The sequence below is a fragment of the Mesorhizobium sp. 128a genome, from assembly GCF_053848025.1.
On record NZ_JBSPKY010000010.1, the window covers coordinates 113034 to 129723 of the forward strand.

Annotated in this window: 11 protein-coding genes; 5 read left to right on the forward strand and 6 right to left on the reverse strand. The window is 59.4% G+C overall.

Translation table 11 applies throughout. From position 1 onward, the window contains the following. Positions 1-13 precede the first annotated feature (13 nt). The gene (locus tag ACWTU9_RS17865; RefSeq protein ID WP_455859423.1) at positions 14-790 is read right to left on the reverse strand and encodes an OmpA family protein; all 777 of its coding nucleotides are present in this window, start codon (positions 788-790) and stop codon (positions 14-16) included. Positions 791-873: 83 nt separating this feature from the next. After that, positions 874-4071, reverse strand: coding sequence for a DUF6212 domain-containing protein (locus tag ACWTU9_RS17870; protein ID WP_455859424.1), 3198 nt, complete (start codon positions 4069-4071; stop codon positions 874-876). A 221-nt stretch (positions 4072-4292) separates the two neighbouring features. On the opposite strand from ACWTU9_RS17870, the gene ACWTU9_RS17875 reads away from it, so the two are divergent. After that, positions 4293-5306 (forward strand): glycosyltransferase family 2 protein, encoded by a 1014-nt coding sequence (locus ACWTU9_RS17875; RefSeq protein ID WP_455859425.1) that lies wholly within the window; start codon positions 4293-4295, stop codon positions 5304-5306. A 38-nt stretch (positions 5307-5344) separates the two neighbouring features. Here the strand turns inward: ACWTU9_RS17875 and ACWTU9_RS17880 are convergent, their stop codons facing one another. Then, positions 5345-5632 carry a hypothetical protein gene (locus tag ACWTU9_RS17880; protein ID WP_454577126.1) on the reverse strand — a complete coding sequence of 96 codons (288 nt, stop codon included), beginning with the start codon at positions 5630-5632 and terminating at the stop codon, positions 5345-5347. A 264-nt stretch (positions 5633-5896) separates the two neighbouring features. Beyond that, positions 5897-8035, reverse strand: a complete 2139-nt coding sequence (locus ACWTU9_RS17885) for a DUF6212 domain-containing protein (protein WP_455859426.1) — start codon at positions 8033-8035, stop codon at positions 5897-5899. 777 nt (positions 8036-8812) lie between these two features. Here ACWTU9_RS17885 and ACWTU9_RS17890 point away from each other — a divergent pair. The 3 genes from ACWTU9_RS17890 (at position 8813) to ACWTU9_RS17900 (ending at position 12889) form a co-directional block, all read left to right on the forward strand. After that, entirely contained in the window at positions 8813-9331 is a 519-nt protein-coding gene (locus ACWTU9_RS17890; protein ID WP_455859427.1) for a hypothetical protein, read from the forward strand. 743 nt (positions 9332-10074) lie between these two features. Then, on the forward strand, positions 10075-12093 hold the full coding sequence (locus ACWTU9_RS17895) for a sulfatase-like hydrolase/transferase (protein ID WP_455859428.1): 2019 nt from the start codon (positions 10075-10077) through the stop codon (positions 12091-12093). Between the two features lie 229 nt (positions 12094-12322). Further along, positions 12323-12889, forward strand: a complete 567-nt coding sequence (locus ACWTU9_RS17900) for a DUF995 domain-containing protein (protein ID WP_455859429.1) — start codon at positions 12323-12325, stop codon at positions 12887-12889. A 202-nt stretch (positions 12890-13091) separates the two neighbouring features. Here ACWTU9_RS17900 and galE read toward each other — a convergent pair whose 3' ends face one another. Together galE and ACWTU9_RS17910 are read right to left on the reverse strand one after the other, a co-directional pair. Then, positions 13092-14171 carry a UDP-glucose 4-epimerase GalE gene (galE, locus tag ACWTU9_RS17905; RefSeq protein WP_455859430.1) on the reverse strand — a complete coding sequence of 360 codons (1080 nt, stop codon included), beginning with the start codon at positions 14169-14171 and terminating at the stop codon, positions 13092-13094. Beyond that, a complete protein-coding gene (locus ACWTU9_RS17910) occupies positions 14172-15209 on the reverse strand; it encodes a UDP-glucuronic acid decarboxylase family protein (protein ID WP_455859431.1) in 1038 nt (345 codons plus the stop codon). A gap of 864 nt (positions 15210-16073) precedes the next feature. Here ACWTU9_RS17910 and ACWTU9_RS17915 point away from each other — a divergent pair. Continuing rightward, the gene (locus tag ACWTU9_RS17915; RefSeq protein ID WP_455859432.1) at positions 16074-16688 is read left to right on the forward strand and encodes a hypothetical protein; all 615 of its coding nucleotides are present in this window, start codon (positions 16074-16076) and stop codon (positions 16686-16688) included. Positions 16689-16690: the final 2 nt, after the last annotated feature.

Here is a 16690-nt window from a genome sequence, read left to right on the forward strand (position 1 = left end):
ATTTCGCGAGCCGTTACATCAGGGACGCCGTTGCCAGACGGCTGCTAACGACGTTCGGCTTCTGGTCGCCGACATACTCGACGTGCGTGTCCACCAGACGGTCGCTGTGGATCCCGGCCGCGGTCAAGATATCCTCGATCGCCTTCGCGCGCTGCTTGGCCAGTTCCTTGTTCGTCTTTGCGGCGTTGGCGCCGGTGAATTCCGTGGCCGCAAAAGCCGTCAGTTCGACATTGCAACGTGAGTCTCGGATGCTGGCGGCGAACTTCTCAAGGTCAGCCTTGACCTGCTGTGAAATCACGTAGGACTGGCTGTAGAAAAACAGGTCGACCTGCACAGGGCTGCGCTTCTCATATTGCCGGCACGATATTCCTTGCTTTGGCAGCGTGTACAGTATCGCGCTCCGCGCCGTATTGGTATCGGCGGCGCCGTCGTCAACCCAATGCGAAAGCGCCAGCATCATTTCGGGCTTGACGCCTTGCGCCTTGAGAAAATCGCCGGTTGCATCGAGCCTGCGACCAGCGATGTCGTAGGCTTTGTTGTAGTTGCCTTCCTTGCTCGCCGTCGCGTAGAGCCGGTAACCGCAATCATGGCCAGCATCCTTGATGAAGGCCGCCAGGGCCTTCACGGATTCCTCGGATATCGTGCCGACGCCCTTCTTGAACAGGACGCGGTACGAGTTCCACTGGACGCATTTCGGTCCCACGTCGCGTTCCTGGGCGGTCGCGGTGAAAAATGCTGCGCTGCAGACAAGGACAATAAGGGCCAGTACAAGACTGAATGACTTCTTCATCTTCTTGGCACCTCCTGGACTCGCTCAGTTTAGTATCGCATTCAGTGCTTCGACAAGGTGACGTTCTCGCGACCGCCTGCCTGTCAGTCCCACAGCAACAACAACTTGCGCCAGAAAGCATTGGACGGCATCGGCTTTGACCCGCGTGGCAACCGGATTGCCAGATAGATCGTCAGCCACTTGCGATCGATCTCCCGGATCGAAACTTTCAGGTCATGCAGTTCGAAAGGTCTCGAAACGCGCGTCCATCCCGAGAATGACAAGGCGCCGACAGGAGCATCGTGGTTCCACACAAGTTTTTCTTCCTGCCTGCCCAGCGCCATGGCGAACTCGAACGGGGATGCGTCATCGTGAGCGATCTCCACCGTGGCGATGACACTTCTGGCAAAGGCCGGGAAGGCCGAATTGAGGGCGGCAACAACCGGGCCATGTGTATTCGGCCGCAGGAATATGCCGCCATTGTCAGCGGCGATGAGCAGCGTCGGCAGCTCGGACGGATAGTTGGTCACAAGCGTCGCACGCTTCAGTTCATCATTGGTCATTCGACGCGTGCGTTGGCGCTGTTGCGGTGCGTTGAGGCGCGGACGCCTCGCATCGGTCGAAACGACATGGCGTATCTGGACGCTCGAAAAGCCGCCGAGGACGCGCGCGTCCGAGCGGCTGCCGCCGCATTTGACTGCAAACAACAAATCGCGTCGGCCGGTTGATGGCGAACTGACGGTCGTTGTTATCTCACGCGCCTCGTGCCGTCGGCTTACATCAGCCCAACCGCTCCCGCTCCCTTCCTCAAGCAGCTGCGCGAGGTCGCTTGTGGTCTGGTTTTCTGCGTCCACGATCGCGAGCTGAAACTGCGCAGAGCCCGTCACCTCCTCGTCGAGGTAAACCCAACAACTCGCACCTATGGCGCCCGGCGGGCAGACGCCTTTCAGCAACGCCATGGTGACATTGCTGCCCTTGGCTTCGAGGAACAACTGGTCCGGCGATTGTTCGACATAGCTCAGCAGGTCCGGATCGGCATCCGGATACGAACTGACATGAGCCAGGCGCATGGGCTCGGCGGAAAGATATTGCTCGCGGTAAAGGGAGGAATGCAGCTCCGGCACGGTCTCTTCGGTCGCCGCGTTGAGTATTTCGACCACACCCAGGGCGAAGTCGGTTCGCCCGGCATGGGCGAGAAGCGAAATTGCGGTATCAGCCCGGCCTTCGCGTGCCGCGATCTCGGCCAGCAACTGCATTGCGTCCGGGGTATTGGCGGGACCCGTACTCAACCTGAGATACCGCTCGTCGTTGACGCGCAGTTCCAAATTCCAGAGGTTGAGCTCCTTCTCATGATTGTCGGTGTTCGAGCTGATACCGAGCTGCACGAACATGTCCGTTTTCGCGAATCTATGCTTTCGAAAGACAGCGATGATCGGCTTGCGGTTCCTCAGCCACTCGGCATTGCGATTCATCCCCGTCGGTGCCGACCGGTACCAATAGAGCGGCTCCGGGACGGGGACGATCTCCAGACCTGCCAGGTCTGCGCGAAGGAAAAACTCCCAATCGCTTGCGGAAAACCCCCGCTCTTCGTTCAGGTAACCTATCTTGTCGAACACCTCACGCCGGAACATCGCATTGGCATCGCCATACGGATTGTTGAGCAAGGCGATGTCCGTAGGTCCGCCGACCGGAAAGTAAAGCATGTAGCCGCTCTTGGTGTCCGGCGGCACGAAGGGCTCGTTGAGCCACTTGGCGAAGGTTGTGCAGATGTCGGCGCCGGAGTTTTGCATGCCGGCGACGAACGTACTGACGGCGTTTGGGAACAACACGTTGTCATCGTCCAGGAACAGGATCAGCGAACCCTTGGCGGCGCGGATTCCCGTGTTGCGCGCCTTGCCGAGAAAGCCGTTCTTCTGCCGGATGATCCGCCAGCCTCGCTGCTCGAACTCCGGTTCGAGCTCCGCCAACAGATTAATTGCATCGGGATCGGTGCTGCCGTCATCGACGACGATCAATTCGATGTTGGGATAGTCCTGGCGTCGAACCGAGGCAATCGCCTGCGGCAACAGGCGCGCCCGGTTGTAGTGCGCAGTTATGATCGAAACGAGCGGTGGCCGGCTCCGGCTGCGGCTGGAGACCTTAGCGGGATCACGGGCGAATTTTGCGTGCAGCCTGCTCCAGGCTTTCTCGCGCGCTTCCCGTTTTTGCAGGGGCTTTGCCGGACCGAACGATCGGGTTTCCAACGCAGACGCAATCTTGGCCGCGATTGCGGAAGCTGACGCCGCCATCAGGACGGCATCAGCCGACTTCGGATGGAGCACGTCACGAATGCTGCCGACATCCGTGGCGACGAACGGAATCTCTTCGTCGAGGCACGTCATCACTTCCAGCGGGAGCTGGGCCGCAGAGGGAGTCATCGCCACCAGAGCATGACTCTGCCGCAGGTATCTGTAGATATCAGGCTCATCTCGAATGGGCAGGAGCTTCAATTTGAACGGCCATTGCCGTGCACGCCGGACGATCATGCCGCCCGAATGCTCGCCCAGGACATGGCCAAACGCGCCGACAACCGTCACTGTCAGATCGGTGACGCCGCTGTCGGCCAGACGATCCAGTGCATCGCAGAGCAGCGTCAGGCCATCACGCGCCTCTGTGCCTGCGAAATGAACCACTTCGGCGGCGGGCCGCTCTCGCGGGCTGTAGTGGTCGACAGCGAAGTTCGAACGCCACTCCTCCGGCTCAAGGGGCGCAGCAATGTGACGGCTGGTGGGCAGCTTCCATGCCGCCTTGGCCATCCAGTCGAGCAGCGACTGGCCAGCGATGACAAGGTGGTCGCACGTCTCGGCCGACCTCTTTTCCATGTGCGCGACGGTCATCTGCTCCTTTCGTTCGACCGCCCGGGAATTGGCTTCCAGCTTCCACATAAGCGGCTCATGCGCGAGCACGACGATCGCAGGAGGGTCGGGAAAGACCCCTGTGCGCTTCGCAAGGGCAGAGAAATGAGCCAGTCCGCCTTCAAGCGCAAAATAGACGACGTCGAACGCATTCTGCTTGAGGTAGTGGTAGACGGCCAATGAGTTCTTGTCGCTGGATTCCATGCCGCGCAGCAACTCGGGCGACTGCGGCAACAATTCGAGCCGCACCAGGAAGTTCTCGAAGCACCATTTGCCCAGCCTGGCGATTTCCTGATCATCGGGCTGGCTGCCGAGCGGGCTCGGCGCCCAAAGCAGGGTCACGGTGTCACCGGTTCCCGCCAGATGCTGCGCCAGCGCGTAGGTCGCCGACCCGTGATCGCCGGTCACCGTCGAGCCGAACTCAACCTCCGAGACGACACACACATTGCGAGGCTTCTGGCTTGCCTGTCGCTTGCCCCTAGGCACAGCGCCTGCCTTGGAACCAACGCTCAATGAGTCCCCCTTGTCAGTCCGCTTCGTTCGAAACAGTCTTGCCAACAGTTGGATAATACTTTGATAATCGTCTCGCGGGCACCTGCCTTTCGCGCAACTGGTTTGATGACGTTCGGATGGTTGAACCTCGATCCCCAAAACATCTCGCGCGACTGGACGACCGGCCGATCGACGTGAGCGATGGCGAGATCTTGTGCTTTGTCGGGCTGCGCAACGAAGCGAAGCTGCTACCGCAACTTCTCGACCATTACCGCGGCCTTGGCGTCGATCGGTTTTTCTTCCTGGACAATGGTTCCACGGACGGGACGCGCGAACTGATCCTGGAGCAGCCGGACAGCCACTGCTTCCACACGGAAGGATCGCATTTCGCTGAAAACATCGATCCGCCGCGATGGATCAACACGCTCATGAATGTGTTCGGCACCGGCCATTGGTGCCTTTCGATCGACGCTGACGAGCTTCTCGTCTATCCCGATTTTGAACGGGTCAACCTGGGGCAGCTTTGCAGCTATCTCGATTCGACCGGCGCGGACGCCGTGATAGGCTCGATGATCGACATGTATGCCGACGGCCCGTTGGCCGAATACAGCTACGATGGCACAATCCCGCTTGTTGAAGCTTCACCCTACTTCGACCCGGAGCCAGGGTGGCTGCGCGCCCGCGACGGTATGTATCCACCGGAGCAGATGTTCGGTGGCGTGAGGGAACGGGTCTTCTGGCACGGCCGGTTCAAGCAAACCTTTCCCCCGTGCTTGACAAAGGTGCCGATCGTGAAATGGGAGCGGGGCACGCATTATCACGTCGCACAGCACACAATCAGCAAGGTGCGGTTCAGCGAACTCCGCGTCGCATTGCTGCACTTCAAATTCGTCTGGGGCTTCCGCCAGAAATCGGCGTCGTCTCTGAGTGAAAATACGCAACTCAAGGAAAAGACGCTCGAGGAGCGCGCCGCCTACATGGAAGCCCTGGAGCGCGATCCAAAACTCGCGCTCCGTAACCAGAGGTCTGTCCGCTATCGCGGTGACGCCGCGCAACTCGTGGAGCTTGGTTGGATGAAAACCTCGGAGCGCTATGCCGGGTTCGTATCAACCCTGGCCACATCGCACCAGCGTAGTGACAAGGCCACCTGATGTGCCCGAACTGTTGAAGTGAAAAATCCGACCCGTGCTTATCCGCCGTAGCGGTGGCCACCGTCACCACCCTTCGGGTCCCCACCTTCTGGCCCAAACTGGCCCAAACTGTTGAGAGCAAGCGCCTTGCAGGCTGACGGAGCATCTGGGTAACGGTGCAGATAATCCTCAAGCGCCTCGATGGTGCCGATTTTGAGGGCCTGCTCGCAGGCAAGCTCGGCTTCCTGGACGCCAACGTCGATTTTCGCCTGTGCCGCGCCGGTGAAAGCGACACTCAACCCAAGCAGACTAAGTCCGCCCAAAAGCAACGAATGAACCTTGCGCATAACACACCCCACACACAAAACAACCCACTGAAAATATTAGCATCTGTTAACGTTTTGTCAACCATTCTGGCAAGGTTCGGCCAACATGGTTAACGCGCGCACTTGACCGGACCGGGCTTCGCTGGCGCTCGGGAATTTCATTTGCTTGGTTGGATCGCCGCTGGAGCAGTTCACCGTTTCACGGAAACGGCAAACCGCGTTCCCAAGGGAAAGCACTACGCGCTTTTCCCGGGAAAACCGTTTCACACTTTTCCTGGAATTGCTCTAGTCGCTGAACAGGGTCAGCTTGCGGAAGAACGCATTGGTCGGAAAACCATTGAACGTTCCGGTGAAACGAACGGCGAGAACGATTGAAAGCGGCATCTTCCGTCGTGTGCGAAGCGCTGCCACCAAGGGATGACGCACAAATCTGTCTTCGATGCTCATCCAGCCTGAAAAGGCGATCGTTTGCGCGCCGATGTCCTGTTGCCAATCTATGGTTTGGTCGGGGCGAGCAAGGGCCAGACCGAAGTCCATCGCCGGCGCATCGGCATGAGCGATTTCAACGGTAGCTTCCACTTTTCGGAAGAAGGCTGGAAATTGATGATCAAGCGATGCAGCGACCGCGCCGTTCGCATGCGGACGCAAGAACAACCCGCCGTCATCCGGTGCGACAAGCAGCAGCGGGAGAGCCGAGACGCGTGGGGTAAGCAACCGTGCGCTCCTCAGTATGTCGTGGTCGAGGGTGATCGAACTGCCGCCAGCATCAGGACGATCCGGGGCATCGGGGTATGTGGCGGCGGGGCGTCCAAGCAAGGTTGCGGCCGTATCGGGGCGGCCGATCGACCCAGCAATGCTCGCGAGTTTATCGATGGCCGCATCGCTGTTCGGTTCGATGTCGCACAGCTCCAGATATTTTCGATTGCCGGGGGTGTATTTCAGGTTTTCGCGGCCACTCTCAATTTCGGACCGGTGCGTGTTCTGGGCGATGGCCAGATGATGCAGCAGGCGGACGTCATCGGATTGGCTCGACCTGAACGCCTCCAGGACGGGAAGCCGGTTGTCGTACCAATTCGACTGCCGGAACATTCCATCCGGTTTCGAGCGATACCAATATAGCGGCTTTGGAATCGTCCTGATCTTGAGACCTGCCAGAGAGGCTCGCGCAAAGAATTCCCAGTCGTGCATGGCGTAGTCGGGCTTCTCGATCAAGAACCCGATCTGCGAGAACACAGATCGGCGTATCATCGCATTCGCGTCACCGTAGACGTTATGGATCAGGCCGAGCGCGTCGGGACCACCCAGAGGCAGGTACTGGATCAGCCCGTCGGCGCGATCCTCCGGCACGAAATCCTCGTAGAAGATCAGTTGGAACGCAGTGCAGATGTCGGCATCCGATGTAGCCATCGCACGCACGAAATGATCGACGGCCTCCGCAAACAGCGCGTTGTCATCGTCGGCGAACAGGATCAACTCGCCATGCGAAGCGCGGATGCCGGCATTTCGCGCCGCGCCGAGATGCTTGTGCGGTCGGCGCAGGATCTTCCATCCGCGCTGACGGAAGGTCGGCTCCAGCGTATCCAGCAATCGCCTTGCTTCGTCGAGGTCGCTTCCGTCGTCGACCAGAACCAGTTCCAGGTGATCGTAGGTCTGCGCTTCGATCGCCGCGATTGCCTGTTTCAGATAGAGTGGCCGGTTGCGGTGGGCCATGACAACAGAGACCAGGGGTAACGGCCCGGCACTTTTGTCGACGCGCCTGCGCTTGGCCGGCGCCGGCAAATTGCGCGTATCCAGCCAGGACTGCCGACGTTGGCTCAGCCTGCCGACGGGCTGCGGGCAAGGCGGGTCATTGAGCGCCGCTAAAATCGCCAGCGCCAATGCGGCGGCGTCAGGATCGACCAGCCGCGGTTGCCCCGCCTGCGCATTCCAGCTCTCGGCGTTCGCGTCGACATTGGTCGCAACGAAAGGCAATCCCGCCTCGGTGCATGCGGCAACATTGCCGCCCGTCGATGCGGCGCGGGCGGGAATGACGGCAAGCGCGCCCGTTCGCGCGACGTGGTCGAGCTTTGCGGCGGGGCTTGCGTGCGCCAACAGGTTGAGCTTGAACGGCCACTGCTCGGCGCGTCTGAGAAGCAGTCCACCGCTGTGCTCGCCCATGATCTTTCCGAATGGACCGAATGCGGTGACCGTCAGCTCTTTTGGCGCTGTTGGCGCGATGATGTCGAGCGCGTCGCAAAACAGCGTCAGGCCATCGCGGAAGCGCCATCCGGCCAAGACGGCAAGTTCTCTGGCGCTTCTCGTCGCAATCGGCGGCCGCGCTCCGGCTGGAGCGAGACGATCCTGCAACAGCAACATCGGCGTCACGATCGCCTTCTTCACCTTCCAGCCCTTCGACAACATCCACTGTCGCAAGGCTGCCGACACACAGATCGTCCTGTTCGCCATCTCGGCGCAGTATTTCTCCATGTAGGCGACGGCAATCGCCTCGGTGCTATCCATGAACGCCTTGTCGGCTTCATGTTCCCATTCTTCCGGAGCGTGGGCGACGACCACGATCGGCGGCGCGGCAAAGGCCGCAGTCTCGACCGCCAGCAGCGTGTAGTAAGCTAACCCGCCCTCAAGCGGCGCGTAGACCAAATCGTGGCCGGACCGTTCGAGATAATGCAGCACAGCGGCGGACCGGCTCTCGGGCGTCGCCAGCGAAGGAAGCAACTGATCGGACTTGTCGAGAATTTCCAGTCGCACCGAGGCCGCCTCCAGGTCGCGGTGGTGCGCTGCCTCCTGCGCTGGAGCAATCCTGCCTGGAACCCATAGCAAGGTGACGTTGTCGCCATCTTCGGCGAAAAGCCGGGCCAGTTCGACCATGGCGCCGTCCTCGCCACCGGAATCGATTACATTTGTCACGACGCAGACGCGGCGAGGCTTGCCTTCCTTTGCCGGCCTCCGCTCCTTGCCACCAACGGCCATTCGACTTCCTCTGATCCAATTCCGCCGAGTGCGCTCCGCAGCACAGTCGATCCGCAACGATGCCCGCGCCGGGTTTACTTTTTAGTGATCATCCTTCTGCGCCATTGGTAAACCCAATCGTCAATCAGGTCCTGAAACGGCTGCACAATCAATCGACTGATACAACTTTAGCGACGCGGAATATTCAATCTTTACGCCTCCCAGCTAGTCATTGACGCATAGCAGGAGGCGCAAATGAAAACGATAATGAAGTTTCTGGGTGCGCTCGGTTTGATGGGCGCTCTGGTCTCGGCAAGCTCCGCAGGAGAATTGCTGCGACCGCGCATCAGCCTTGGCACGGCCAACGTTAAGACCATCAGTGGCGACCGCGGCGGCTATGTGATCGACTATGCCATCCGTGCGCTGAAAATGCGCCGCAGCGGCACCTTTGTGCGGTTCAACGGTTCGTGCGACTCGGCCTGCACGCTTTATCTGTCGATGCCCAGGAGCAAGGTGTGCATCACGCAGAACGCGTCGTTCGGCTTCCACCTGCCATATGGCGTTTCCGCTCGGGGCAATCAGGTGGCCGCCAATTTCATGATGAAAAACTACCCTGGCTGGGTTCGCGGCTGGATCGCAAAGCGTGGGGGGCTGAAGAGCTCCATCGCGACCATGACTTACGCGGATGCGAGCCGATTTCTGCCGACGTGTCCTTCCGAGCAGCGGGGCATGACCGTCGCGAGCCTGAGCCCGACACGTCTGCGTGGCGGCTGATTGCTGACGCGGTACTGAAACATCACGACGGCGGGTGCTCCACAGCGCCCGCCGTCGTCGAATCATACGGCGGGTGCACAGTTGTTTGAACAACTCGCTTGGCCAAACACATCGCCGTTCAATGCGTTCGGTTAACCAGTTCTCAAGAGGCTTGGTTAACGCAAACTTGATTTTGTTGACTCTTTTTTAGCGCCAGCCGATTCTGCGGGTGGGGGTTTGAAGGCTATCGGCCGTGGTTTGGGCCGAAACGCAAACTGGCGGCGGGTAGTTGTATGAGCATCGGCGGCGGTACGGGGTCGGCGAGCCGACCTGAGAGCGGCCTTATGGAATCGAAGGCGGGGACGGCTTCGTCGAAGGATTTGCGCTTTCGGCGCAGGAGCCTGCGGATCATTTGCACGGGCCTGTTGTCCTGGCTGCTTTTGGGTGTCTACCGCAGCGCAATCGTTGATCCGCAAACGACTTTTCCAGGTCTTTTGGGGGCCGTCCCCCAAGGATTGGCGTCAAGCTACTACGACCTGATTGTCGTTGCGTCCCTGACCCTGGTGACTCTGATCCTGCTTTTCCTGGCAAAGGCCAGCCGTCTCGGCTCGGCAATCGTTGTCTTCCTCTTCTATGTTGCTGTCCTGGTCTCTCTGGGCTGGGGGTTTGCCAACATCAATCTCGTCAAGATGCTGGGCGAACCGTTCACATTCCAATGGCTGGTCTATGGCGACTTCCTGCAGAATGCCGATGCCAGGAACGCGATGGGCGACGCGCTCAACATCAAGGACTTCGCGATCCTTTCCGGGTCCGCCATTCTGGTGCTCATCCTTGGCTGTGCCGCGGCCAGCTTGTGCCAGCGGCTGAGCGCCGCTGGGTACGGGGCCTTTCTGGGCGTGCTCGTTGTCTGTGTCGGCGCGGCCATCGCCGGCACCGGATACCACGTGCGTGCGGAGGCGCTGCCGGCGGCCAAGATCGTCAATCCGATCCTGTATTTTGCTGAATCGGCTGTGCTCAGTCCAACGCCGGTGGTGCTGACAATGAATGCCAACACCAATGACCCGGATGTCGCGAGCGTCGGCGAGCGTCCGCCGGAAACGTCGACCTTCAAGGCGCCGACGCCAAACCCGGTCAAGAACGTGCTGATTTTCATGATGGAGTCGGTGCCAACCAAATACATCGAGACGTTTGGCGGCAAGTATCCGATCACACCGAATATCAAGAATTATGCGAAGGACTCCATACGATTCGACAACATGTATGCGCACGCACCGTCCACGCATTACTCGATATTCTCTCTGCTCACCTCTATGTACAACGACATTTCATACTATGGCATGACCACCAGGTATCCTTATCTGCCACTGGACTCGATCTCAAACGTCCTGTCCAAGAACAATTTCCGTACAGGGTTTTTCTGGAGCGCGGATTCCCGATTCCAACGGGTCGATGAGTTTTTCCTCAACAAGGGACTGGATGTGATCCAGGACTATCGGGGGCAGAAATGTGGCACCCCGACGTTCAAGCTCAGCTCCGAGCAGTGGAAGAACATGGACTACAACAGCGATCTTTGCACGGCGCAGTCGATCATCGACTGGATGAACAAGGACGCGGCAAAACCCTTCTTCGGCATAATGTTCACGGCGATGACCCATTATCCCTACATCACCGACAGCCCGATGTTTTCGAAGATGGCGCCTTCCTCCGATGGCAACACGCTGGTCCACTACTCGGATGACCAGAAATTCAATGCTTACCTCAACGCCCTGAAGGTCGGCGATACGGCACTTGGCGAGATCCTTGAATCGCTCAAGCAGTCCGGCAAGCTCGATTCGACGCTCGTGGTCATATTGGGCGATCATGGCGAGGCGTTCGGGGAGCATGGCGACTACGTTCATGCCAGCGCGATCTACGAGGAAAACATCCACATCCCGCTCATCATGATCAACAAGTATCTCTTTCATGACGAAGTTGCGCACCCGGTCGGCGGCATCGTCGATATCGCCCCGACGATCTTCGACATACTCGGACTCCCGCTGCCGAAGCAATGGCAGGGGCGCAGCCTGTTCAGCGAGCAACGGCCAAACAAGACCTTCTTCTTCAATCCCTGGGCTGGCTTCCTGTTCGGCTATCGCGAGAACGATCGAAAGGTCATCTTCAACGCGACCACCGGCAAGGTGGAGGAATACGACCTCAAGGCCGATTCCGGTGAGCGAACCAACCTCTTCAAGGTCGATACCGGCGACCGAAACACGCTGCTGCAGCCCATCGCCGGATGGGTGCAATCGCAGAGGCAGCGCGTGGCCGACCTGGTGGCCGCGGCGGCGAAAGACACAGGACGTTGCACCATTACCAGTCTGGAGGTCGACGCTGCCGGCATTAATCTCCAGGGCGCGCCTCGGTTCGACGTGCTGGTCGACGGAAAGACCGTCGCCGAGATCGACGTCCCGGGCGAGGAAAGCGTCGCATCGACGCCCGAAGCCGCCGTGGCGGAGCTAATGCAGGCGTCAACCGAGTCCAAGCCGTTCCACATCGATCTCAGCAGCGTGCCGAACCCGAAGACAATCGAGCTTCGCTATATCAACGACCTGTGGGCCGGAGAGGGCAAGCCAGGTGATCGCAACCTGTTCATCAAGAGCGTCAAGGTGAACGGTCAGCTGGTGCCAAACGCCAGGCTGCATGTCGACGAGCAGTCTCATGGCTACACCGACGACAACGGGACCGCTATGTACAGCAACGGCTCGCTATGGGTCAGCGGTCCCTTCGTCGAGGGATGCGTATAGCGTGCCGCGTGCCTGACCGTCGTCTTCGATTTACAGCTCGTGCGCGCCGCGACAGATACTGTCGACCCCTCCTGTTGACATCTTCGCGCGGCAGTCAATAGCATGCGAAATACTGATGGTTGTGGCATGGAGCCACTTGTCAGCGCAGGACGGACCGGGCCCGTTCTTGCGGTATACTCGGCTGGTCTGCGCCCGCTTGGGAAGCGAACATCGAATGCGATCGCTCGGCATGACGACCCAGACCGGATTGCCATCTGAATCAGTGAGCGGGGCGAGGCGCCATCGACTCGCCAGGCGTGTCCCCCTTGCGCCCCTCCTGGCCATTTGGTGTCAGATGGCGCTTTGCGGAGCCGCGCACGCAACTGGTGCCGAAGACAGCGGACCTGCCGTTACCGTCCCGACGGCTTTCGAACTTCAGCTTGTTTATGCCGACCGCACGTGGATATGGGATAACGGAGCGGCCTATTTCGGACAGAAGGATCGACCGGTCCGGGCCTGGACCTCAGGGCAGGACACGGCTTCTGTCGGCGAAGGCAGATGGCATCTGAGCAACGATGGCAAGATGTGCATGGATCTCGTCTGGCGGTCCAAGGGCTACGCGGCGCCGATTCGCACGTGTTTCAGCCACCGCATCCGGGGTGGGACTCTCCAGCAGCGCAAGGATCCGGACGGAGCCTGGTACAGTTTCAGGCACATCCTGGAAAACCCTTCCGATGAGCAACGGAAATTCGAGGAAGGCGATACGAAGGGCGCGCAGTTTGACAAGATCCGTAGCCGGATCGATTCCAAGAGTTGATGCATGCGGCCCAAAGTTCCCAGCGATTTTGGGACAAGGATATGCATGATGACAGGGATAGGCGCGTTGAGGCGCCTGGCTTGAGGCTCTGTCGTGAGGCTCTCAACGAATTTCCAGCGCCGAGCCGTATCAAAGGTTCGCTGAGAAGCCCTCACTCACCTCAGCGAGCCCACGTCCCGACACACGACAAACGGGACGACTGCTACCAGCTTTGCGAGCTGGTATTGCTTTCCGATGCATTTGGCGTGCCTGGCGCAGTTGCCCGCCGGCGCTTCGGCGTCGGCATCGGAATTGTGGACGCGGCAGCCTCCAGTCCGAAGAATGGTGCGGCTGTCCTGACGATCGTATCGATGTCGGAAAGTTCCGGCATGAAATCGAGATGTTCGCGTGCGCTGGCCGGGTCGGCGTAGAGCTCTGCCGGGTCTCCCGGCCGCCGGGACCTGAAGACGGCCGGAACCGATTTTGACGTCATCCGGGTGACCGCCTGGAGAATCTCCTTGATAGACACCCCGCGTCCGCTGCCGAGGTTGACTGACAGGCTTTCGCCTCCCGCCTCCAGATGCATCAGAGCCCTCAGATGCGCGCGCGCCAGATCGCTGACATGAATGTAGTCGCGCACGCAGGTGCCATCCGGAGTGTCATAGTCCGTGCCGAAAACCTCGATCTCGTCGATCGTGCCGGATGCAGCCATGAGCACTCGCGGGATCAGGTGCGTTTCCGGCGTGTGCCATTCGCCGAGTTCGCCCTCCGGATCGGCGCCGCAAGCGTTGAAATAGCGCAGGATCGCATATTTCATTCCGTAGGCGGAGGCATAGTCCCTGATGATCTGCTCGCCCATCAGCTTGGTCCGTCCATAGGGGCTGATTGGATTTTGCGCCGAGGTCTCGCGAATGGGCAGTGTTTCGGGCACACCGTATGTCGCGCAGCTGCTTGAAAAGATGATGTTTTCGATCGAGCTGGCGCGCGCCGCATCAAGCACCGCGATGGTGCCCGACACATTGGTCGAATAATACCCCGCGGGCTCATGAACAGACTCGCCGACATAGGCCAGCGCTGCAAAGTGGATTATCGCTTTCGGCTGATAGGTGCTTATCGCCTGCTGCAGCGCGTTCAGGTCCCGGATATCGCCAACGACAAGCGGCCCCCAGGCAACGGATCTCTCGTTGCCGCGGCTCAGATTGTCGAAGACGACGGGCAGGTAGCCGGCAGCTGACAACAGCTTGCAGGTGTGGCTGCCGATGTATCCGGCTCCGCCCGTCACCAGGATTGCCGGCCGGCTCATTTACATCGCAGCTTCTTTGACGGGCCGGCTCGAGTAGAGCAGGGCGTCAAAATACGCCGTGGTATGGGCGAGCCCCTGGCTCAGGCTGATTTTTGGCTCCCAGCCAAGATTTTTCCGGGCGAAGGAGATGTCGGGCTTGCGCTGCTTGGGATCGTCGACGGGCAGCGGCCGATGCACGATCTTCGACCGCGAGTTGGTGTATTCGATCACCTGTGTTGCCAACTCCAGAATGGTGAATTCGGTAGGGTTGCCGAGATTGACCGGGTGCTGCGGTGCGCTCGGTGCGTTCATCAGCCGGATGAAGCCCTCGATCAGGTCGTCCGCGTAGCAGAATGAACGTGTCTGCTGGCCGCTGCCGTAGACGGTCAGGTCGTCACCGTGCAAAGCTTGGACGATGAAGTTCGACACGACGCGGCCATCGTCTGGTTGCATGCGGCGGCCATAGGTGTTGAAGATCCGCGCGACGCGGATATCGAGGCCATACATTCTCGAATAATCGAAGAACAGCGTCTCGGCCGAACGCTTGCCCTCGTCATAGCAGGATCGCGGACCATGCGGGTTGACGTTGCCGAAGTAGCCTTCCGGCTGCGGATGAACCAAGGGGTCACCATAGACCTCGGACGTCGAAGCCTGAAATATCTTGGCATTGTTCCGCCGCGCGAGCTCGAGCAGGTTCAGCGAACCAAGCACGCTTGTCTTGAACGTATGGATCGGATCTGCCTGGTAATGCGGCGGGGAGGCGGGGCAGGCGAGATTGTAGATTTCATCGACCTGAAGATCCGAAGGCAGTGCGTCGACAATGTCGTGCTCGATGCACGTAAATCGCGGATCGCGCAGGAGGGCATGGAGATTGTATCTTTTGCCGGTGTGGAAATTGTCCAGTGCGACAACCTCGTATCCATCCAGCACCAGACGCTCGCACAGATGCGAACCCAGAAATCCTGCCCCACCGGCAACCAGGGCCCGGCCCCGATTGGACTTGGCGCCCCTTCGGCTGTTCCCGGACTCGAGTTTCAGAACATTGACAGTCCTACCCATACGCCAACCCCTTCGCCCTTACGCACTGCGCACGCTACCGCCGGACCGGGACATAGCGTTGCCCGGCGACGTTCCTGAGAACGTCACAAACCTTCCGCTTCTGCGGAATCGTCACTCCTGATGTCTGTCGATTGCTTTTTGGGTTCGTTGGTCGACGCTATGCGGCTTATTAGCTGCCGTTCAGCATCCGATACGCCCCGAAATCGCGGTTACGCGTCTGGTGCCACCATCGCCCACTACTCGCCCAAATTGCACATCCCAACGTATCGAAAATATACCTGCGTGGAACATAGTCAACTAAATTAGCGAATCGTTAACCGTCATCATTTGGGAGTGGTTAATCATGGGGTCGCAGCGTCTGCCGCTGCATCCCGAGGGCTGATCGCGAAATTGGAAATATATCAACAAAAAATAGGAATACTCAGGAGTTTTTTACACCAAAGCCCAGAGATTCAGCGGGATAACCTCAGATATAGGTGGAAATGGCTAGCTGATAGCCAATAATAGTCGCACGCGTATCAGAGTACATTTAAAAGTAATTTGGTTTTAGAAATATCGAGAATATTGTTACATCGCGCTTTGTCGATAAATTCTTATGCGGAAAGATTCAGCGTTCATCCACTTATGTAGACTTTACTAATTTAGCTATAGCTTTTGAGCGCATAGGTAGAAATCCGTCGGCGTTGTGACGCGGACATAACGCCGATACGGTTGGGCGGCGGCAGTTCGCTTTGGCCAAATCCGCACAAACATCCATTTGGCGATCATCCTTTGTCGTGGACAGACGAGGACCGCTGCGCAAGCCATCGCCTCTTGATCCCTGGAGCGTTATTGGCAATTGGTAGAACACACAGGTTATTCTCAATGCGCTTTCTGTTCTTCCTGATCCTGCTCGCCGGTATCGCCGTCGGCGTCGTTTATCCCTGGGCGATGACGAATTTCTCCGGCCATGAGATCGGCAGCTACAGGGTCTACGAGCAGGGCCGCTTCAAGCCGGTGACGGTGGCGCTCTCGTCAAGCGATGCGCCGGTCAGGGTGCTGGTCGACCTGACGGCGCGGGCCGAGCGCATCGTCTCGCAGCAGCGCACCGTCCTGACCTTGACCGCGGCTACTAATGGCAAGACGGTGCTCGCGTCGGCGCTGCAATTCAACCATTCAGACAATCCGCGCCAGGTCAGCCCGCAGCTGCCCGACAAGATCTTTCGCGACGAGGCGGGCGTGATCGCGACCGTCAGCCCCGGCGCCTATCTCTTCACCGTCGGCCCGGGCGATGCCGATGATATCCCGATGCGGGCGGTGGAGCTGGTGCTGCGCTCCGGCGCCGGTGAGATCGACAGCCGCGCCCGGCCGGTCGGCTATGGGCTGATGGCCGTCGGCCTGGTCGGTTTCCTGCTCTCGTTGCGTTTCGGCGGCAGCCGGCCGGAAAACCCGAACTCGAAGCCGCCACCGCCGCGTTGGGGCAGGGGCTCTTCGACGTGAGT

Excerpts from the sequence above, each read along its gene's own strand:
- ACWTU9_RS17865 (WP_455859423.1), bottom strand. The coding sequence starts at position 790 with ATGAAGAAGTCATTCAGTCTTGTACTGGCCCTTATTGTCCTTGTCTGC.
- ACWTU9_RS17875 (WP_455859425.1), top strand. The coding sequence starts at position 4,293 with ATGGTTGAACCTCGATCCCCAAAACATCTCGCGCGACTGGACGACCGG.
- ACWTU9_RS17880 (WP_454577126.1), bottom strand. The coding sequence starts at position 5,632 with ATGCGCAAGGTTCATTCGTTGCTTTTGGGCGGACTTAGTCTGCTTGGG.
- ACWTU9_RS17890 (WP_455859427.1), top strand. The coding sequence starts at position 8,813 with ATGAAAACGATAATGAAGTTTCTGGGTGCGCTCGGTTTGATGGGCGCT.
- ACWTU9_RS17895 (WP_455859428.1), top strand. The coding sequence starts at position 10,075 with ATGGGCGACGCGCTCAACATCAAGGACTTCGCGATCCTTTCCGGGTCC.
- ACWTU9_RS17900 (WP_455859429.1), top strand. The coding sequence starts at position 12,323 with ATGACGACCCAGACCGGATTGCCATCTGAATCAGTGAGCGGGGCGAGG.
- galE (WP_455859430.1), bottom strand. The coding sequence starts at position 14,171 with ATGAGCCGGCCGGCAATCCTGGTGACGGGCGGAGCCGGATACATCGGC.
- ACWTU9_RS17910 (WP_455859431.1), bottom strand. The coding sequence starts at position 15,209 with ATGGGTAGGACTGTCAATGTTCTGAAACTCGAGTCCGGGAACAGCCGA.
- ACWTU9_RS17915 (WP_455859432.1), top strand. The coding sequence starts at position 16,074 with ATGCGCTTTCTGTTCTTCCTGATCCTGCTCGCCGGTATCGCCGTCGGC.